Origin of the sequence: Paraburkholderia pallida (assembly GCF_004524855.1) — a bacterium.
Classification (GTDB): Bacteria; Pseudomonadota; Gammaproteobacteria; order Burkholderiales; family Burkholderiaceae; genus Paraburkholderia; species Paraburkholderia oxyphila.
Window position 1 is genome coordinate 517,997 of the sequence record NZ_CP038150.1, and the last position, 18,194, is coordinate 536,190.

The 18,194-nt window shown below is 65.7% G+C and carries 19 protein-coding genes; 18 read left to right on the top strand and 1 reads right to left on the bottom strand.

The features are described 5' to 3' along the window. Positions 1-4 precede the first annotated feature (4 nt). From E1956_RS28940 to E1956_RS28975, 8 genes are all read left to right on the top strand, one after another. Positions 5-919, top strand: a complete 915-nt coding sequence (locus tag E1956_RS28940) for an ABC transporter permease (RefSeq protein ID WP_134755675.1) — start codon at positions 5-7, stop codon at positions 917-919. Beyond that, complete coding sequence (locus E1956_RS28945) at positions 919-1,761, top strand: ABC transporter permease (protein ID WP_134755678.1); 843 nt, start codon at positions 919-921, stop codon at positions 1,759-1,761. Before E1956_RS28940 ends, E1956_RS28945 begins: the two co-directional genes overlap by 1 nt. 39 nt (positions 1,762-1,800) lie before the next feature. After that, positions 1,801-2,877: an ABC transporter ATP-binding protein gene (locus E1956_RS28950; RefSeq protein ID WP_134755680.1), complete on the top strand. Its 1,077-nt coding sequence runs from the start codon at positions 1,801-1,803 to the stop codon at positions 2,875-2,877. A 64-nt stretch (positions 2,878-2,941) separates the two neighbouring features. After that, positions 2,942-3,769 carry a transporter substrate-binding domain-containing protein gene (locus E1956_RS28955; protein WP_134755682.1) on the top strand — a complete coding sequence of 276 codons (828 nt, stop codon included), beginning with the start codon at positions 2,942-2,944 and terminating at the stop codon, positions 3,767-3,769. 43 nt (positions 3,770-3,812) lie between these two features. After that, entirely contained in the window at positions 3,813-4,583 is a 771-nt protein-coding gene (locus E1956_RS28960) for an amino acid ABC transporter permease (protein ID WP_134755684.1), read from the top strand. After that, complete coding sequence (locus E1956_RS28965; protein ID WP_134755686.1) at positions 4,580-5,236, top strand: amino acid ABC transporter permease; 657 nt, start codon at positions 4,580-4,582, stop codon at positions 5,234-5,236. The genes E1956_RS28960 and E1956_RS28965 overlap by 4 nt, the downstream gene beginning before the upstream one ends. Positions 5,237-5,942: 706 nt before the next feature. Then, positions 5,943-6,668: an amino acid ABC transporter ATP-binding protein gene (locus tag E1956_RS28970; RefSeq protein WP_134755688.1), complete on the top strand. Its 726-nt coding sequence runs from the start codon at positions 5,943-5,945 to the stop codon at positions 6,666-6,668. A 40-nt stretch (positions 6,669-6,708) separates the two neighbouring features. Further along, positions 6,709-7,584, top strand: a complete 876-nt coding sequence (locus E1956_RS28975) for a LysR substrate-binding domain-containing protein (RefSeq protein ID WP_134755690.1) — start codon at positions 6,709-6,711, stop codon at positions 7,582-7,584. 89 nt (positions 7,585-7,673) lie between these two features. On the opposite strand, the gene E1956_RS28980 is transcribed toward E1956_RS28975, so the two are convergent. Then, complete coding sequence (locus tag E1956_RS28980; protein ID WP_134755692.1) at positions 7,674-7,979, bottom strand: hypothetical protein; 306 nt, start codon at positions 7,977-7,979, stop codon at positions 7,674-7,676. 864 nt (positions 7,980-8,843) lie between these two features. On the opposite strand from E1956_RS28980, the gene E1956_RS28985 reads away from it, so the two are divergent. The 10 genes from E1956_RS28985 (at position 8,844) to E1956_RS29030 (ending at position 18,172) form a co-directional block, all read left to right on the top strand. Beyond that, entirely contained in the window at positions 8,844-9,029 is a 186-nt protein-coding gene (locus tag E1956_RS28985) for a Flp family type IVb pilin (protein WP_134755694.1), read from the top strand. Between the two features lie 114 nt (positions 9,030-9,143). Further along, complete coding sequence (locus E1956_RS28990; protein ID WP_167760152.1) at positions 9,144-9,644, top strand: A24 family peptidase; 501 nt, start codon at positions 9,144-9,146, stop codon at positions 9,642-9,644. Positions 9,645-9,666: 22 nt separating this feature from the next. Continuing rightward, a complete protein-coding gene (cpaB, locus tag E1956_RS28995) occupies positions 9,667-10,680 on the top strand; it encodes a Flp pilus assembly protein CpaB (RefSeq protein ID WP_134755698.1) in 1,014 nt (337 codons plus the stop codon). 149 nt (positions 10,681-10,829) lie between these two features. Further along, positions 10,830-12,191 carry a type II and III secretion system protein family protein gene (locus tag E1956_RS29000; protein WP_134757876.1) on the top strand — a complete coding sequence of 454 codons (1,362 nt, stop codon included), beginning with the start codon at positions 10,830-10,832 and terminating at the stop codon, positions 12,189-12,191. 10 nt (positions 12,192-12,201) lie between these two features. Next, complete coding sequence (locus E1956_RS29005) at positions 12,202-12,606, top strand: CpaD family pilus assembly lipoprotein (RefSeq protein ID WP_134755700.1); 405 nt, start codon at positions 12,202-12,204, stop codon at positions 12,604-12,606. Between the two features lie 23 nt (positions 12,607-12,629). After that, positions 12,630-13,850, top strand: coding sequence for a CpaE/TadZ family protein (locus E1956_RS29010; protein WP_134755702.1), 1,221 nt, complete (start codon positions 12,630-12,632; stop codon positions 13,848-13,850). Continuing rightward, positions 13,847-15,259, top strand: a complete 1,413-nt coding sequence (locus E1956_RS29015) for a CpaF family protein (protein ID WP_134755704.1) — start codon at positions 13,847-13,849, stop codon at positions 15,257-15,259. Before E1956_RS29010 ends, E1956_RS29015 begins: the two co-directional genes overlap by 4 nt. Beyond that, positions 15,256-16,227 (top strand): type II secretion system F family protein, encoded by a 972-nt coding sequence (locus tag E1956_RS29020; RefSeq protein WP_134755706.1) that lies wholly within the window; start codon positions 15,256-15,258, stop codon positions 16,225-16,227. The genes E1956_RS29015 and E1956_RS29020 overlap by 4 nt, the downstream gene beginning before the upstream one ends. Beyond that, the gene (locus E1956_RS29025; protein ID WP_134755708.1) at positions 16,224-17,183 is read left to right on the top strand and encodes a type II secretion system F family protein; all 960 of its coding nucleotides are present in this window, start codon (positions 16,224-16,226) and stop codon (positions 17,181-17,183) included. The genes E1956_RS29020 and E1956_RS29025 overlap by 4 nt, the downstream gene beginning before the upstream one ends. Next, the gene (locus E1956_RS29030; RefSeq protein WP_134755710.1) at positions 17,180-18,172 is read left to right on the top strand and encodes a tetratricopeptide repeat protein; all 993 of its coding nucleotides are present in this window, start codon (positions 17,180-17,182) and stop codon (positions 18,170-18,172) included. Before E1956_RS29025 ends, E1956_RS29030 begins: the two co-directional genes overlap by 4 nt. Positions 18,173-18,194 lie beyond the last annotated feature (22 nt).

The following is an 18,194-nucleotide window of genomic DNA, read 5'->3' on the forward strand; positions in this document are numbered from 1 at the left end:
CGTCATGTCCGCCCTCACCTCCTCCGCCGCGCGGCCGGCGGCAGCCTCTGCGGCCCGCGGCGGCGACCAGCCGGCGCTGCCGGGCGTGCCGCCCTGGCTGCTGCTCGCGCCGATCCTCGTCTTTCTGGCGGTGCTGATCGCCGCCTCGCTGGCCGTGCTGCGCCTGAGCTTCGGTGTGCCAGGCAACGAGTGGCGTACCTTCACGCTGCAGAACTACGCCGATCTCGCCGATCCGTATTTCCTCAAGTCGCTCTGGCTCACGCTGCGCCTCGCGTTCCAGAGCATGGTCTGCGCGATGCTGCTCGCGATTCCGGTCGCGCTGGCGATGGCGCGCACCGAGTCCCGCTTCGCGCGCCGCCTGATGCTCGCCTGCGTGCTGCTGCCGCTGCTGGTGAACCTGCTGCTGCAGGGCTACGGCTGGCTCGTGATCCTCGGGCCAGCGGGCTTGCTCAACCATGTGCTGAAGGCACTCGGGCTCGCCCAGCATCCGGTGATCTGGCTCTATCGCGAGCAAGGCGTGCTGCTCGGCCTCATACAGACCGCGTTCCCGCTCGCCGTGCTGCCGATGTCGAGCGCATTGCGTGCGGTCTCGCGCACCTTCGACGAGGCCGCGGCCACGCTCGGCGCCTCGCGCTGGCAAACGCTCTGGCACGTGACGCTGCCGCTTGCGATGCCCGGCATCGTGTCCGGCGCGCTGCTCGTGTTCGCCTACAACGCGAGCGCGTTCGCGGTGCCGCTGCTGCTGGGCGGCCGCCGCGTGCCGATGCTCTCGGTGCTCGTGCACGACCAGGTCGCGCCGCTGCTGAACTGGCCGGCCGCTTCGGCCTCCGGTGTCGTGCTGATGGGCGCGACGCTCGCCGTGATGGCGTTCTCGCAGCGCCTCGCGCGCCGCCTCCACCGCTTCGAGGAGTCCCGCTGATGAACCGCATCCTGTTCGGCGCCGCCCTGCCGGGCCGGCTCGGCCGCTCGACCGGCCTCGCCGCGACGCTCGTGCTGTTTCTCGCCGCGCTGCCGATCCTCACGATGGTCGCCATGTCGTTCGGCACGACGGACACGCTCGAATTTCCGCCGCAGCATTTCGGGCTGCACTGGTATCGCGCCGCATGGCAGACCTTCGTCTCTCCGGACGCCACCGACACGCTTTCGATGGGCACCGCGCTCACGACGAGCCTGATCGTGGCGGTGGCGACGATGATCATCTCGACCGCCGTCGCCGTGCCCGCCGCCTACGCACTCTCGCGCTACCGCTTTCGCGGCCGCGTGCTGGTCGAGCAGCTCGTGGCGCTGCCCGTCGTCTATCCGCTCGTGATGCTCGGCCTCGCGCTGCTGCTCGTGTTCAACACGCTGCCGTTCGAGCTCGGCATGGTGCGGCTGATCGTGGCCCACGTGATCCTCACGCTGCCGTTCACGGTCAAGAACTGCGCGGCCTCGGTGGCATCGATCGGCCCCGAGTTCGAGGAAGCGGCCTGCCTGATGGGCGCGAGCCCGCGCCGCGCGCTCCTCGACGTCGTGTTGCCGCTCATGCGCGCCGGCATTCTCGCGGGCATGCTGTTCGCGTTCATCGTGTCGTTCAACGAATTCACGGTGACGTTCTTCCTCTACAGCATCGACACCATGACGCTGCCCGTCTGGCTCTATAGCCGGACCGTCTCGTCACTCGATCCCACCGTGTTCTGCTTCGCGGTGTTCACCGTCGCGATCGACTTCGCGCTGATCTGGATGCTCGAGAAGCTCGTTGGCGACAACGGCGTCGCACTCTGAGCGCATCCCACCGCACGCTACCCGCTCCAAGGAATCACGATGACCCAACTGATACTGCACGACGTGACGAAGCGCTTCAACGACGCCTATGCCGTCGATCACGTGAACCTCTCCGTGCCCGACGGCAAGCTCGTATGCTTCCTCGGCCCCTCGGGTTGCGGCAAGACCACGCTGATGCGCATCATCGCCGGGCTCGAGACGCCCAGCTCCGGCTCGCTGACCTTCGAGGGCGTCGACCTCACGCGCGTCCCCGCGAACCGGCGCGACTTCGGCATGGTGTTCCAGTCGCTCGCGCTCTTTCCGCACATGACGGTGGCGCAGAACATTGCGTATCCGCTGCGGCTGCGCAAGACGGACAGCGCGACGCAGGCACGCCGCGTGGCCGAGCTGCTCGAAATGATCCAGCTTCCGCACATGGCGGGCCGGCTCGTCACCCAGCTCTCCGGAGGCCAGCGCCAGCGCGTGGCGATTGCGCGCGCGATCGCGGCGTCGCCGCGCCTGCTGCTGCTCGACGAACCGCTTTCGGCGCTCGATGCGAAGCTGCGCGAAGCGATGCAGGTGGAGATCCGCCTGCTGCAACAGCGCCTCGGCATCACCACGATCATGGTCACGCACGACCAGCGCGAAGCGATGACGCTCGCCGACGAGATCGTCGTGATGGAGCAAGGCCGGATTCAGCAGATCGGCAAACCGCTCGACATCTATCGCGACCCCGTCAACGAGTTCGTGGCCGACTTCATCGGGCTCGGCAACATCCTGCCCGTCACGGCCGCGGGCGACCAGATCGTGCTGCCCGGCGGGCAACGCCTCGCGATGCCGGCGTCCCCCGCTGGCCGCGCGCCGGCCAGTGGCCAGGACGTGCGCCTCCTGATCCGCCCCGAGGATGTGTGCGTACGCACGGGCGAGCGCGGCGCCGCCACCAACACGCTGCGCGGCGTCGTGACCTTCGTGCGCGACGTGGGGGTCTCGATCGAGGCCACCATCGACTGCGAAGGCTTCACGCTGACCGCCGCCACCACGCCGCGCGAAACGCCGGGCCTGCACACGGGCATGCCCGTGTTCGCCGAACTGCCGGCGCACGCGTGCAAGCTCATCGCCGCCCGCGCGCCGCATTGATTTGCCCAACGCCCCGCTACACCCCACCCGACTCACGACACCCGATTCATCGCAGGAGCCCACAATGAACGCATCGACCCACGCCACCCTTCGCATCCGCCGCGCACGCAACCTCGTGGCCCGCGCCGCCGCCACGCTCGCGTGCCTCGGCGGCCTCGCCGCCGTCGCCCTGCCCGCCCACGCCGACGCGCTCGACACCATCGCGAAGTCGGGCGTCGTGCGCATCGGCGTGTTCGAGGACTATCCTCCGTTCGGCTCGATCGGCCCGGACATGAAACCGCAAGGCTATGACATCGACATGGCCGCGCTGATCGGCAAGGCGCTCAACGCCAAGGTCGAGCTCGTGCAGGTCACCGGCGACAACCGCATGGCCTACCTGGCCGACCACAAGACCGACATGCTGCTTTCCGTGGGCCAGACGCCGGAGCGCGCGAAGGTGATCGACTTCTCACAGGCCTATGCGCCGTACTACCTGGCCGTGTTCGGGCCGAAGAACCTGCCCGTGAAGAGCGCTGCCGATCTCGCCGGCAAGACCGTTGCGGTTGCGCGCGGCACGCTCGAGGACCTGAGCGTGAGCAAGGTGGCGCCGGCGAGCGCGACGATCAAGCGCTTCGACGACCCGAACGGCGCAATCGCGGCGTTCCTCTCGGGGCAGGCGCAACTGCTCGTGGTAGGCAACGACGTGGGCGCGACGATCATCGCGCGCCATCCGTCGATCGATCCCGAGCAGAAGTTCTCGTTGTTCAGCTCTCCCGATCATGTCGGCATGAACAAGAATGAGCCGCGTCTGATGGAAAAGGTGAACGAAGCCATTGCCGGCGCGAAGAAAAACGGCTCGCTCAACGGCATCTCGCAAAAGTGGCTGCGCGCTTCGCTGCCGGCCGATCTCTGATGCCCCGCGCTCGCCCGCCCCTTTCCGTTTCCGAGGCACCGCAATGAGCTATGTCTTCGATTTCAGCGACATCGGCACGTACGCCGGCATGCTGGTGCACGGCACCGGCGTCACGCTCGGCCTGACCGCCGTGTCCACGCTGCTCGGCGGCCTCGTCGGCACCGCGGGCGCGGCGATCGCCATGGCGGGCCCGCGCTGGGCCCGCGCGGTGGTCGCGACCTATGTCGAGCTGATCCGCAACACGCCCTTTCTCGTGCAGCTGTTCTTCGTGTTCTTCGGCTTGCCGAGCCTGGGCCTGCATATCGACGAGGTGCAGGCTGCCGTGCTCGCGATGACGGTGAACCTGGGCGCCTATGCCGTCGAGATCCTGCGCGCGGGCATCGACTCCGTGCCGCGCGGGCAGTTACAGGCCGCCATGGCGCTGGGGTTGCGTGGGCGGCAGGTATTCGGCCACGTGGTGCTGCCGCAGGCGCTCGCGAACGTGTTTCCGGCGCTCGTGGGCCAGGTGCTGATCGTGATGCTCGGCTCGGCCGTGGTCTCGCAGATCTCGGTGCAGGACCTCACCTATGCCGCGAACTACATCCAGTCGCGCAACTTCCGCGCCTTCGAGATCTATATCGTGGCGACGGCGATCTACCTGCTGCTTTCCATGGCGCTGCGCTGGCTGCTCAACCGCCTGGGCGCACGCCTCTTCGCGGGCCGGCTGCCGCACGGTGCCGCTGCCACCCGCGCGGGGCGCCGCAGGCGTGGCCTGTTCGCCTGGCGCGCCAGCGCGGCCATGAAGACAGCGATCAAGACGGAGGGCATGCAATGATCGAGTTCACCACCTGGGACATCGCGTATAACCTGCTGCTGGCTGCGCGCTGGACCGTCCTGCTTTCGCTGGCCGCTTTCGTGGGTGGCGGCCTCGCGGCGCTTGGGCTGCTCGCGATGCGGGTCTCGCAGCGGCCCGCGCTGCACCGGTTCGTCAACGGCTATGTCGAGGTCTTCCAGGGCACGCCGTTGCTGATGCAGTTGTTCCTCGGCTTCTTCGGGCTGCCGCTGCTCGGTATTGACGTCACGCCGTGGGCCGCTGCCATCGTCACGTTGACGCTCTATACGAGCGCGTATCTCGTCGATATCTGGCGCGGCTGCGTCGAAGCTATCCCGCGCGGACAGTGGGGCGCGGCCGCCAGCCTCGGTATGACGTGGACGCAACAGTTGCGGCATGTGATATGGCCGCAGGCCTGGAAGATCGCCGTGCCGCCCACGGTGGGCTTTCTCGTGCAGGTGGTGAAGAGCACCGCGCTCACTTCCATCATCGGGCTTACCGAGCTTACCAAGACCGGGAATATCATTACCAATGCTGTGTTTCGACCGTTTCCTATCTATGCGATGGTCGCGTTGATCTATTTTGCTATGTGCTTTCCGCTGACGTGGTATGCGCGTGTGCTTGAACGTCGCTATCGTGCCGCGAAAGTGCGTTGAGATTTCGGTTCTCTGATGCGTTTTAGGTTTGCTTATATTGGCCTTAACTTGTATTCGCGGCGGGCCGCAGGCGTTGCCCCTGTGCGGGGCGGCACCTACTTTTCTTTGCAGCCGCAAAGAAAAGTAGGCAAAAGAAAGCGGCTCACACCGCTAGTGTGACGCACTCCCCCACTGCCATTCCTATCGGAGCGGCTCCGGGGCATCCGTCGCCTCGCACACTCCGCGTTAGTGACAAAGGGCTCATTCTTCCCGCCACGCGCTACGCGCGGGCGGAAGGGTATGCAAGGGAAACCGGGCGGGCGGCGTGGCGAATGTGCGAAGTTCTGCCGGGCACATTAGCGATTGCGCACGAATGGTTCCAGGAGAATATGCTGGAGTCCTACTGATACGAAAGAGTGAATCCATATGAATACGTTGGAGTTCCACGAATACGCATATATCCCGATGGTTTTTGTTATGCCCCACGGCGCGCGCAGCGCCGCCGGATGAATGAGCCCTTAGTCACTCCGATAAACGACGAGTGGTGACAGACGCTCCGGAGCCGCTCCGATATACAGGGCAGTGGTGAACTGCGTCACACTGGCGGTGTGAGCGGCTTTCTTTTGCCTACTTTTCTTTGCCGCGGCAAAGAAAAGTAGGTGCCGCCCCGCACAGGGGCAACGCCCGCGGCCCGCCGCGAAAACAAGTTTCATATAGAGGATCCAACATGATCTCAATAGACAACGTTTCGAAGTGGTACGGCCCGTTCCAGGTACTCACCGGCTGCACGACTCAAGTGCAAAAAGGCGAAGTCGTAGTTGTCTGCGGGCCTTCGGGCTCGGGCAAGTCCACGCTCATCAAGACCGTCAACGGTCTGGAACCGTTCCAGCAAGGCGATATCCACGTAAACGGTCTAAGCGTCGGCGACAAAAAAACCAACCTTTCAAAGCTTCGCGCCAAGGTTGGCATGGTCTTCCAGCACTTCGAACTGTTCCCGCACCTATCGATTGCCGAAAACCTGTCTCTCGCGCAAATCAAGGTGCTAGGCCGCACAAAAGACGAGGCCGCCGACAAAGGCTTGAAGCTGCTCGACCGCGTGGGCCTGCGCACGCATGCAGACAAGTTCCCAGGCCAGCTCTCAGGCGGCCAGCAGCAACGCGTCGCGATCGCGCGCGCTCTCTCGATGGACCCCATCGCAATGCTATTCGACGAGCCCACTTCGGCGCTCGACCCCGAGATGATCAACGAGGTCCTCGACGTAATGGTCGAGCTCGCCCAGGACGGCATGACAATGATGTGCGTGACGCACGAAATGGGCTTCGCGAAGAAGGTGGCCCACCGCGTGATCTTCATGGACAAAGGCGTCATAGTCGAGGACGATTCGAAAGACGCCTTCTTCGCCACGCCGCGCTCCGAGCGTGCGCGCGATTTCCTCGCGAAAATCCTTCACTAAGCGCGTTGCCCGCCGCATCGCCTATCGTCCATCGCTCGCCATGAGACGCCTTCCCCCGCTCAACGCCCTGCAGATCTTCGAGACGGTCGCCCGCTACAGCAGCTTCACGCGCGCGGCCGACCATCTGTGCCTCACGCAGGGCGCGGTCAGCCGCCAGATCCTCGCACTGGAGGACTACTACCGCCTGCCCCTGTTCAAGCGCTCGCCCAAGGGGCTCGTGCTCACGGCCGAAGGCGAGCAGCTGCTGCCCGCCGTGCGCGAGGGCTTTGCCCGCATCGAGGAGGCGTCGGTGCGCCTCACGCGTCAGCGAACAGAACTCGCGCTGAAAGTGCCGACCTGCGTCATGCGCTGGATGCTCCCGCGCATCATGCGCTTTCAGACCGAGCATCCCGAACTGCAAGTGCAGATCACAACCACCTGGCATCACGAAGTCGATTTCCAGGCCGAACCCTTCGATGCGGCCATCATCTACGGCTCTTCCGCCGGCACCGACGTCCACGCGATAGCGCTCTTCGACGAGCACCTGACGCCCGTCTGCGCGCCCGCGCTGCTCGAACAGCGCCCGCGCGGCAAGCCCGAGGACCTCGAAGGCCAAACCTTGCTGCACCCGACGCCCGACCACGCCGACTGGCGGCTGTGGCTCAACCACGCCGGCGCGGCGCAGGTCGACGCGAACCTCGGGCCCACGTTCCAGTCGCTCGATCTCGCGACGAGCGCCGCGTTGCAGGGATACGGGATCGCCATAGGCGACCGGACGCTCGCGAGTGAAGATATTGCGGCGAAGCGGCTCGTGATGCCTTTCGATCTGGCCGTGGAAACGGGCTCGCGCTATTACTTCGTGTACCCCGAATGCGTGGCGCAGCAGCAGAAGGTCAAGCTGTTCAGCGACTGGATGGCCCGGCAGGCGCCGCGATGAGCGAGCATCGGTGCACTTCGCCGGCGTCCTCGGCTATTCACGATTCAGCGGCGCAACGCGGCATTCCGCAAGGATAACGCCCGCTGAAGTCACTGCTCGGCGGTCAATTCGCCATCCCAGGGGCATTCACCGATATCCAGATCAATCGCCTCTTCGGGATGCGCGTCGATTAAACCATCGCGCAGAGATTGGGCAAGCGCAATTCTCGCCAGGCCTTCGGCATCGACGTGGGCCGGCCAGTTGTCTCGTTCTCTCGGAACCATCAAACAAAATGGCTTCCTTTTCGATCCCGTTCGAATGAAGGTCACACTGATGTTGTGAATGACGATGACGCTGTACCGTATCTCCGCGCCTTGATTTCCCCGTGTGCGAAACTTGAATGCTGTTGTTTTCATTTTTTTGTTCCAGCCTGAACCCAAACACCCTGACCCGCATATGATTCCCCTGTGCGGGCCAGTCCTCTGCCTGAAGCCAAGGCACACTGTGATGCGAACGCCACCTGCTAACTCGGGAGAGTGAGGCAGCTATCGCGGACCGGCGAGGTCGAACGCAACAACAGCGGCTACCGCAAATCAGACCCAACCCAAAGGGGTGATTTGACAGCACGTCGTGCTTGTGTCCCGTCTGACGCCCTGGCTGGAAAGGGAATTCATGTAGTGCGTGGTGATGAAACGACCGAGTTTGACCCATGCCGGGCTAAATTTCCAGTAAACCCGTATTTCTTTTAACGAGACACCAGCCCGCAACTTTATAGACGCCATTAGCGTCCGCATAACGACATCAAATCCGAAAACGCATATTTCGACAAGCAAACGTTTTACGTTGCGTTTTCCTTCCATTTCCGTTGATTCAATCGAATCGATTCAAAGCCGATAACCTCGGGTGCTGAAATGCGCGCGAACGAACCACAACACTCACCGCCCGTCCCGCAGTCTGGGTTTCGGCCTCGACGCAACAGGTCGTCCCTCCATAATTTGCCTCCCTGCGCGAAAAAATATTGGCGGCTACCGCAAGATCGTGCCTCGCCATACGATTGCGCGAACCAACGAGTGACAAACGTTTGCGGATGGAATTTTAAATAGCCAATCGGACGAAAATGGCGTTCGGCTCACCTTTTAATTTTGACGCTGATGCAAAAAAATATGACGCTAGAGCGGTTTACCGAACGGAATTCGGTTGTTTTTTTTCAATCTTTCAATAGAATGGCGAGCCGCGAATCCGTCACGGGGGACGGCGCGCATCCCTTCATGGAGACCAACATGATCAAACTCATTAATAAGGTGTGGCGCGACGAGCGCGGCGTGAGCGCGCTCGAGTACGCGATTCTGGCTGGATGCGTCGTGACGGCCGTTGCCGCCGCTGGCGCCATCTTGTCGGGAACTGGCACCTACAGCCTGAAGACGATATTCACGAATATCATGCAGACGGTGGTGAACAACACGTAAATGCGCTGTGGCGGCGCACGAACGTACCGGCGTTCGGCGTCGCGCGAACTGGCCGCTCGCCAAAGGCGGCCAGTCCTTCTGGCTTCATCGCTTCGCTTACTCTCGTCCGTCGCAATGCAATTGCCAGCCTGCGTGCTCACCATTGCGCTGCTCGCGAGCCTCGCATGCTTCGACGTCGCGCAGCGGCGCTTGCCAGGCAGGCTCGTCGGCGCAGTCGCGCTCATGTATTTCATCGCGGCCGCGTTCGCGAAGGTCTCGCTGCTCTCGATCGCGACACATATCGGCGTGGCGCTGAGCGCATTTTTGATCGGCACCGCGCTCTTCGCAGCGGGCATGCTGGGTGGCGGCGACGTGAAATTCGCCGCCGCGGTGTTCCTGTGGGCCGGCGCGAAGTTCGCGATGGCCGCCTTCATCCTGATCTCGCTCGCCGGGCTCATGGTGGCGCTGGTGGCGCTCGGCGCGGGATGGCTCGTGCGCCGGGCGCCTGCTGGCGCGCTGTCGGGCATCGCGTCGCCGTGGGCCGCGTCACGCGGCGTGCCCTACGGCGTGGCCATTGCGATCGGTGCGTTGCCCATTGTCGTCGCGCGTACGCTGGCGGGCGGCATGACCCTGTAATTTGCTCGATGTTGCGACTAGCATGTCAAACACCATTAAAATAGGGCTGCTAATCATCATGGCGGCTATCGTCGCGATGATCGTGCGAGGATTCTTCATCGCTGCATCGAAGCCCGCTGGACCGAAAGAGCCGACCGTCGACCGCATTCGCGTCGCGGCCGCCGACTTGCCGCGCGGCCTGTTGCTGCGCGAGGACGACCTGGCGTGGAAGACCGTGCCGCATGCGAAGACGCCCGAAGGCGCGGTTGTCGACGGCGCGCCCCATCCGCTCGAGCTCAAGGGCGCAGTGCTGCGCCAGGCCGTCACGGCCGGCGCGCCGATCGTCGCCTCCGAAGTCATTCTCGCGAACGCACCCGGCTTTCTCTCGGCCACGCTGCGTCCCGACATGCGCGCGGTTTCTGTCGCGATCGACGACGTCTCAGGCAATGCTGGCTTGATCCAACCCGGCGATTACGTCGACCTCATTCTCACGCAGAGCATGCAGGGCAAGACCGACGCGCCCGACGAATCGGTGTCGAGCGAGACCGTCGTGCAGCACGCACGCGTGCTCGCGGTCGGCTCCGAACTGCAGCCCGCGAAAGACAGCACGGACGCCAACACGCGCGCGCGCACCGTCACGCTCGAGGTCTCGCCGCACACCGCGCAAGCGGTTGCCGTGGCCGCGCGTCTGGGCAGCCTCTCGCTCGCGCTGCGCAGCTTCGCCACGCTCGAGCGCACGGCCGACGCCGCGTCAGGCACGGACGCGACCTCGGACTCGCTGCCCGACACCAAGCCGGTATGGGCGGGCGACATCTCGCGCGCGTTGCGCGCGCTGCCGAACAACGCGCGCCGCGACAGCGCCGCAGCCGCGGCAATGGCCGCACCGGTGCGCGCCGCGGCGCCCGCAGCCGTGGTGATCTATCGCGGGTCGTCGACGTCGACGCAATCGGGCGACGACGGCGCAACGGTTGCTGGCGGCGCGATCGCATCGGCCAATCCGCCATCGCTGCCCCCGCTTCCGGCCGGCATTCCCGCACCGTCGATGAACCTGCATTGAGCGCGTGTGCGCGCCACGTTGCGCGGCACCTATTTGGAGTCCGGGGCATGCCCGGTAGATCGTTGCTTATGAAACCCATCCAGGCCCTCGGCCACCGCCTCTCGACGTTCGGGACGCTGGCATTCGTCGCCGCAGCCTTGCCGCTCGCGATGACCGCAACGGCCGCCACCGCCGGCGGCGCGCCCAGCGGCGTAGTCGTGCAAACGAGCGCGACGTCCGCGCCCGGGGCGGCGCTCGCCGTCGGCTCGGGCAAAGGCGTCCTGCTGCAACTCGGCGCGCCCGCAACCGCGGTCTTCGTGGCCGATCCCGATATCGCCGACGTCCATGTGCCGAATCCGCAAGCCGTATTCGTGCTCGGCAAAAAGGCGGGCACCACCACGCTCTACGCCCTCGGCGCGAACAACAAGACCCTGCTGCAACGCACCGTCGTCGTGAACACCGACGTCGCGTATCTGCACGACCTGCTCGCCACGCGCTTTCCCGCGTTGACGCTGCACGTCGAGGCCGCGCCCGGCTCGCTGCTCATCTCCGGCCAGGTGCCGAGCGCCGCCGATGCCGATGCCGTCGTCCAGACGCTCACGCCGTATCTGCACGACAAGGAGGCGCTGATCAACCGCCTCTCGGTCACGCAATCGCTGCAGGTGAACCTGCATGTGCGCATCGCCGAAGTCGATCGCAGCGTCACGCAGCAGTTCGGCGTGAACTGGTCGGCCGTGGGCGGCATGTGGGGCAACTTCATTGGCGGGATGCTCTCCGGCCGCGCGATCCAGGATTCCTCGGGCATCTATCAACTGCCGTCCAGCAACGCGTTTTCAACCCTGATCGGCTTCAAGGCCGGCAAGACGAACATCCAGGCGCTGATCGACGCGCTCGATCAGGAAGGCCTCGTCACGATGCTCGCCGAGCCGAATCTCACCTCGATGTCAGGTGAAACGGCGAGCTTTCTCGCGGGCGGCGAGTTCCCGATTCCGGTGCCGCAAAGCGGCAGCACAGGCGGCGCGATCGGCGTGCAGTTCAAGCAGTTCGGCGTATCGCTGAACTTCACGCCCACCGTCCTCGCCGACAATCGCATCAGCCTGAAGGTCAACCCCGAGGTCAGCCAGCTCGACAGCTCGGCGAGCGTCACCACCAATGGCGTGACGATTCCGGGCCTCTCGGTGCGCCGCCTTTCGACCACGGTCGAGCTCGGCAGCGGTCAGAGCTTCGCGATCGGCGGCCTGCTCACGAGCGATTCGAGCGACACCTTGTCTGCACTGCCTGGCATCGGCACGCTGCCCGTGCTCGGCAAGCTGTTTTCCTCGCGTTCGTTTCAGGACAAGAAGTCGGAGCTCGTCGTGATCGTCACGCCGTACCTCGTCAATCCAACGGCCGGCAACCGCCTGCGCACGCCGCTCGATACGCTGATCGCGCCGAGCGGCGACATCGAATACGGCTTCCAGCGCACGCTCGGGATCGACCCGCTGTCCGGCGATACCCCGCGCCTCGTCGGCGCGGCGGGCTTCGTCTACTGAAGGAGTTTGCATGTTCACACAGAGCCTGCGCATCACGCGCTTTTCGCTCGGGCTGCTGCTGAGCCTGACGCTCGGCGCTTGCATGTCGGAGCGTCCGCCGCCCGGTTTGCCCGACGCGCGCGTCGTCACGTTCGACGGCGTGCAGGCGCACGGCCCCGACTGCGCCTCGATCGCGCTCCCCTCGCATCTGGGCGACCCCGACCGGCTCGCGCATCCGGCCATTCCGTTTGGCTGCGCGAACTACACGAACCTGGCTGCGCAGCTCGCGCGCCCGGAGGACATCGCGCAGCCGACCCCGTACGCCGGTGCCGACGGCACCGCCGCCGCGCGTTCCGTGCAGCGCTACGACAATCCGCCGCCACCGCGCGCCCAGTCGCAGGACGGCTCGCCCGCGACGAGCAACATCGGCCAATAAGATGCGCCAAGGGAGCCTTTTCCATGGGTGTGACTGAAACACTGTCCCGCTTTCGCGGCGGCGCAGCAGCGGCGCAGGCGGCGGAGTTCGTCGCGTTCGTGAACGACGCGCAGACCGAGGACTCGGTGCGCCGCTTCGTGCACGAGCGCATGATCGCGCACGCATTCGTCGCGACGGGCACCGTCGACGACGCCATCGCGCAGCTGCAGGGCATGGACCGCTCGCCTTCGAAGCTGCTCGTCGACGTATCGGGTTCGGTCATGCCGCTTTCCGACCTCGAGCGGCTCGCGCAGGTTTGCGAGCCCTCGGTCCAGGTCGTGACGATCGGCGATCGCAACGACGTTGGCCTGTTTCGCAACCTGCTGAAGATCGGCGTGCAGGACTATCTCGTCAAGCCGCTCACGCCCGATCTGCTGCAGCGCACGTTCGACACCACCGCCAAGGCGGAACCGCTCCAGCACCGCCGCACGGGCAAGGTGCTCGCGCTCGCCGGCACGCGCGGCGGCGTGGGCACGACGACCGTGGGCGTGGCGCTCGCGCGCCATCTCGCCGACGTGACGATGCGGCGCGTCGCCTATGTCGACCTCAACCTCAACGGCGGCGCCGCGTGCACGCTGCTCGGCATCACCAGCAACAACGGCCTCACCGACGTGCTCGAAAACGTGCACCGGCTCGACGTGCAGTACATGGAACGGACCTTCGTCACGCAAGGGCCGCGTCTGTTCGTGCTGTCCTCCGAGCTCGACTACAGCAGCACGTTCGAGCTGAGCCGGGGCGCGCTCGGCGAGCTCGTGGCGATGCTCAAGCATCACTTCCACTACGTGCTGCTCGACGTGCCGGGCCCGGCGAGCAGCGTGGCCGAGCAAGCGTTCGAAGCCGCCCAGAACATCTATCTGGTCGCCGACCGGTCGGTCCATTCGGCGCGCGAAGCGACGCGCCTCATCCGTCACGCGCAGGCGTGCGGCAACGAGCCTGCACTATTCGTGCTACTGAACAATCCGGGCCAGCCTGTGACGGGCCGTGTCAGCTCGGGCGACTTCGCGCAGGCGATCGGCTTTCCGGTGACCCAGGAATTTCCGTTCGATGGCAAAGCGGTCGCGACGGCCGAAAATCTTGGCGAGCGCCTCAAGCCCGATAGCGAGTTCGGCGTGGCGATCAGCCTGCTCGCCGACAACTTGACGGGCACGCAGGCCGCCGTGGCCGCGCCGTGGTACGCGCCCTGGCTGCGGCGGAGCATGCGATGACTTTTGGCCTCAAGCGCTCGAGCGGCGCACTCGACGCGCAAGACCCGGGGCTCCCCGACGAAAGCGATGCCGGCACGGCGCAGGGAGCGGCGCGCGACGCCGCGGCGAAGCCACGTGAAGCCGCTGCCGCGCTGCCATCCACCGAGCACATGATCCGCTCCGAGGCGTTTCGTGTGATACGCGCGAGTGTCTTTTCGTCGATGAACGTCTCGGCCGCCGTGCTCAAGACGCGCGACGAAGTGCGCGACGGCGTCGCGCAGATCGTTGCCGACCTGGTCGAGCGCGAGCGCATGAACTTGACGCTCGCCGAGCAGGTGCTGATGGTCGACGAGTTGCTCAACGACATGTTCGGCGTCGGCCCGATCGAGCCGTTGCTCGCCGACGATACCGTGACCGACATTCTCGTGAACGGCCCCGATCACGTCTATGTCGAGCGGCATGGCCGGCTCGAGCTGACGCCCGTGAAGTTTCGCGACAACGCGCACGTCGTGAATATCGCGCAGCGCATCGCGTCGGCGATCGGCCGCCGCGTGGACGAAAGCAGCCCCATGGTCGACGCGCGTCTCGCCGACGGCAGCCGCGTCAACGTCGTCTTGCCGCCGCTCGCCGTGCATGGCGCCTGTATCGCCATCCGTAAATTTTCGAGGCGCAACATCACGCTCGCGCGCATGGCGCAGCAGGCCAACATGTCCAACGAGATGGCGCGCGTGCTGAAAATCGCGGCCACTTCGCGGCTGAACATCCTGATTTCCGGCGGCACGGGCTCGGGCAAGACAACGCTGCTCAACGCGATGTCGCACTTCATCGACGAGCGCGAACGGGTCATCACGATCGAAGACGCGGCCGAACTCCAGCTCCAGCAGCCGCATGTCGTGAGCCTCGAAACGCGGCCCGACAACTCGGAGGGCACGGGCGGGGTCACCCAACGCGAGCTCGTGCGCAACGCGCTGCGGATGCGCCCGGATCGCATCATCCTCGGCGAAACGCGGGGCGCCGAAGCCTTCGACGTCTTGCAGGCCATGAACACGGGCCACGACGGCTCGATGACGACGATCCACGCGAACAGCCCGCGCGACGCGATCTCGCGCCTCGAAAGCATGGTGATGATGGCCAACGGCAACCTGCCGCTCGTCTCGATCCGCCGGCAGATCGCGAGCGCCGTTCACATGATCGTGCAGGTGGAGCGCATGCGCGACGGCGTGCGGCGCGTGACGCGCATCTCGGAGATCGCGGGCATGGAAGGCGACGTCATCACCACCCAGGACCTGTTCGTGTTCCGCTACGACACGACGACCTACAACGACGAGGTCAAGGGCGTGTTCGAGTGTTTGTCGATCCGCCCGGTCTGCGCAGGCCGCGCGGCCTACTACGGGCTCGAGGAAGCCCTCATGGAAGCGATCCGCCAATGACACCCGCGGATATCGTCACGGCGGGCGCGTTTCTCGGCGCCCTCATTGTCGGCATGATCGTGTCGACGCTGCGCGACGCGCGTCGCGCCCAGCCCGAGGTGCGCATTCGCGCGCGCCTGCGCGAATGGCAGGCGCGCCAGCTGGCGCAAAGGCCGGATGACACCACGGCCGCCGAGCTGTTTCGCCTGGGTTCGCCCGAGGGCCGGCTCGATACGCAATACCGGCGCTACCGGCAACGTCTGAACACGGTGGGCGGCAAGCACGCGACGACGTGGCTCGCGCTCGCGGCGCTCGGGGGCTTCGTGTTCAGCCTCGTGCTCGCGCGGCTGCCGTGGGTCAACGGCGCGCTCGTGCCGTGCGCCTTCGTGGCGTTGCCGGCGCTGGGCGTCGTGATGGCGTACCGCACGCTGAACCGGCGCTTTCGCCAGCGCTTTCTCAAGGCCTTCCCCGATACACTCGACATGGTCCTTCGCGCCGTGCGCGCGGGCGTGCCCGTCACGCATGCGATCGCGAATGCGGCCGAGCAGGCCGACGAGCCGGTGCGCGCCGAATTCCGCATCATGGGCGACGCGCTCAAGCTGGGCATCGACGTCGTGGAGGTGCTGGAGGCCGCGAACGCGCGCATCGAGATCCCCGACTTCGCCTTCTTCTCCGTGTGCCTGCGTCTGCAGCGCGAAACCGGTGGCCAGCTCGGCGAGACGCTCGAGAACCTCGCGATCATCATCCGCGCGCGCCGCGACGTGCAAATGAAGACCCGGGCGCTCACCGCCGAAGGCCGCATGAGCAGCCAGCTCATCGCAGCGGTGCCGTTCTTTATCGCGGCTTCGCTCTACATGCTGAATCCGGCGTACATCGAGACGCTTTTCACGACGGAGCTCGGTCACAAGATGCTCGCCGTCGCCGCTGTGCTGCTGACGTTCGGCCTCACGATCGTGAACCGCATGGCGAGACTGGAGACCAGCCGATGAGCCCGATGTCGGTTGCATCCGGCAATCTCGTGCTGCTCGTGCTGCTGCTCGTGGGCGTCTATGTCTACCTGCGCGCGAGCAACAGTGTGCGCGCCCGCGTGGCCGAGCGCGCACGCGAGCGCGCCGCGTGGGTGCCCAACGCTGCCGCAGGCACGGACGAAGTCACGGCGAAAAGCCTGCGCGGACACATGGGCCGTGCAAGCCGCGTGCTCGCGCTCGTCGGCGAGCATCTGCCGCTCTTCGACGCGAAGCAACGCGCCAAGCTCTCGCTCGTCTGCCGGCGCGCCGGATTCTATGGTCCGCGCGCCGTTTCGGCGCTAGTTGGCGTGAAGTTCACGAGCGGCATCGGCGCGGGCGTCTGCGCCGTGCTGTTCGGCTCGAAGCTGCCGCTGCTCGGCCAGTTTCTGGTGCTGCGCGCCGTGCTCATGCTCGCGGCGTTCATCGTCGGCATGATCCTGCCGGAGTACGCGCTCGCTTTCCGGGCGCGCCGCCGGCAGCGCCAGATCGCGGCCGTGCTGCCCGATGCGCTCGACCTGCTCGTGATCTGCACGAACGCGGGCCATAGTCTCGCGGTTGGCATCCAGCGCGTGTCGAGGGAAATCCGCATGATCTCGGTGCCGCTCGCGGTCGAGCTCGAGATGACCGCATCCGAGCTCCATTTGAGCGGCGACGCCTCGGTCGCGCTGCGCAACCTCGGCGAGCGCGTGGATCTGCCTTCGGTGCGCAGCCTCGTCTCGACGCTGATCCAGTCGCAGCAATACGGTACGCCAATCACGACAGCGCTCAAGACCCTCTCGAAGAGCAGCCGCACGCAGGCGATGCTCGAGCTCGAGGAAAAGGCGGCGAAGCTCGCCCCGAAGATGGTGCTGCCCATGATGCTTTTCATTCTGCCGACCGTGGCGATCATCGCCGCCGGCCCCGCTGTGTTGCGCCTGATGACGATATTCGGAAAATGAACGAAATCCCTACGATGAAGCACCGCGCTCACACGCTGCTCGCGACACTGCTGCTCCCGCTCGGCCTGATCGCGGGCTGCTCGAGCGCGCCGCACTATGCGTCGACGCCCGCGCCCAAACCCCTCACGCGTACGCTCGGGAGTGCAGACGACTTGCGCATCGCCGCCGGGGCGCTCGAATCGGGCGACGTGCAGCTCGCGGGCTCGCTCTATGAAAAAGCGCTCAAGGCGGATCCCAATTCGGTCGAGGCGTACCTCGGTCTCGGTGATTGCCTGTTCCAGACCGGCGACATGGAGCGCGCGCGTCTCGCGTACCAGCGCGCAGCGGCGCTCACGCCCGACGCGCTCGCCCCCAAGCTCGCGCTCGCGCGCGTGGCGCTCAAGCAGCGGCGCTTCGAGCAAGCCTCGCAGCTCTATCGCGAGTTGCTCGCGCGCACGCCCGACGATCCCGCCGCCTCCGCGGGCCTCGGCACCACTCTGGACCTCACCGGCCATCACGACGAGGCGCAGGCCATCTATCGCAGCGCCCTCGCGCATCATCCGGAGAGCCAGGCATTGCGCATCGACCTCGGGCTCTCGCTCACGCTCGCCGGCAGGCCGCGTGAAGGCGTGAACGTGCTGCTGGACGTGGCGAGCATTGGCGATGCGCCGCCGCAAGCGCGCCAGGATCTCGCACTCGCCTATGGCCTGCTCGGCAACGACGCGGCGGCGGAGAAAATCCTGCTCGCCGACCTGCCGAAGAACTCCGTGCAGGACAATCTGCGCTACTACGCGAGCGTGCGTGCCGCCATGAACAGCAAGGCCGCGATAGCGCGATCCACGCAGTCCGCCGAACCGGTTGCTAGCACAACCATATCCACTATACCGCCGGAGCAGGCTCGCGTCGTCGCGGTCGTGCCGGCCGCGCCCGCACCCAAAACCCCGCCGGTAGAGGCATTGGGCAGCAACTTCGCCAGCCAGTCGCGCCTCATCGAGGCGTCGGACAAGTAAGCCGTCACGCAACAGATCGACG

Excerpts from the sequence above, each read along its gene's own strand:
- E1956_RS28940 (WP_134755675.1), top strand. The coding sequence starts at position 5 with ATGTCCGCCCTCACCTCCTCCGCCGCGCGGCCGGCGGCAGCCTCTGCG.
- E1956_RS28945 (WP_134755678.1), top strand. The coding sequence starts at position 919 with ATGAACCGCATCCTGTTCGGCGCCGCCCTGCCGGGCCGGCTCGGCCGC.
- E1956_RS28950 (WP_134755680.1), top strand. The coding sequence starts at position 1,801 with ATGACCCAACTGATACTGCACGACGTGACGAAGCGCTTCAACGACGCC.
- E1956_RS28955 (WP_134755682.1), top strand. The coding sequence starts at position 2,942 with ATGAACGCATCGACCCACGCCACCCTTCGCATCCGCCGCGCACGCAAC.
- E1956_RS28960 (WP_134755684.1), top strand. The coding sequence starts at position 3,813 with ATGAGCTATGTCTTCGATTTCAGCGACATCGGCACGTACGCCGGCATG.
- E1956_RS28965 (WP_134755686.1), top strand. The coding sequence starts at position 4,580 with ATGATCGAGTTCACCACCTGGGACATCGCGTATAACCTGCTGCTGGCT.
- E1956_RS28970 (WP_134755688.1), top strand. The coding sequence starts at position 5,943 with ATGATCTCAATAGACAACGTTTCGAAGTGGTACGGCCCGTTCCAGGTA.
- E1956_RS28975 (WP_134755690.1), top strand. The coding sequence starts at position 6,709 with ATGAGACGCCTTCCCCCGCTCAACGCCCTGCAGATCTTCGAGACGGTC.
- E1956_RS28980 (WP_134755692.1), bottom strand. The coding sequence starts at position 7,979 with ATGAAAACAACAGCATTCAAGTTTCGCACACGGGGAAATCAAGGCGCG.
- E1956_RS28985 (WP_134755694.1), top strand. The coding sequence starts at position 8,844 with ATGATCAAACTCATTAATAAGGTGTGGCGCGACGAGCGCGGCGTGAGC.
- E1956_RS28990 (WP_167760152.1), top strand. The coding sequence starts at position 9,144 with ATGCAATTGCCAGCCTGCGTGCTCACCATTGCGCTGCTCGCGAGCCTC.
- cpaB (WP_134755698.1), top strand. The coding sequence starts at position 9,667 with ATGTCAAACACCATTAAAATAGGGCTGCTAATCATCATGGCGGCTATC.
- E1956_RS29000 (WP_134757876.1), top strand. The coding sequence starts at position 10,830 with ATGACCGCAACGGCCGCCACCGCCGGCGGCGCGCCCAGCGGCGTAGTC.
- E1956_RS29005 (WP_134755700.1), top strand. The coding sequence starts at position 12,202 with ATGTTCACACAGAGCCTGCGCATCACGCGCTTTTCGCTCGGGCTGCTG.
- E1956_RS29010 (WP_134755702.1), top strand. The coding sequence starts at position 12,630 with ATGGGTGTGACTGAAACACTGTCCCGCTTTCGCGGCGGCGCAGCAGCG.
- E1956_RS29015 (WP_134755704.1), top strand. The coding sequence starts at position 13,847 with ATGACTTTTGGCCTCAAGCGCTCGAGCGGCGCACTCGACGCGCAAGAC.
- E1956_RS29020 (WP_134755706.1), top strand. The coding sequence starts at position 15,256 with ATGACACCCGCGGATATCGTCACGGCGGGCGCGTTTCTCGGCGCCCTC.
- E1956_RS29025 (WP_134755708.1), top strand. The coding sequence starts at position 16,224 with ATGAGCCCGATGTCGGTTGCATCCGGCAATCTCGTGCTGCTCGTGCTG.
- E1956_RS29030 (WP_134755710.1), top strand. The coding sequence starts at position 17,180 with ATGAACGAAATCCCTACGATGAAGCACCGCGCTCACACGCTGCTCGCG.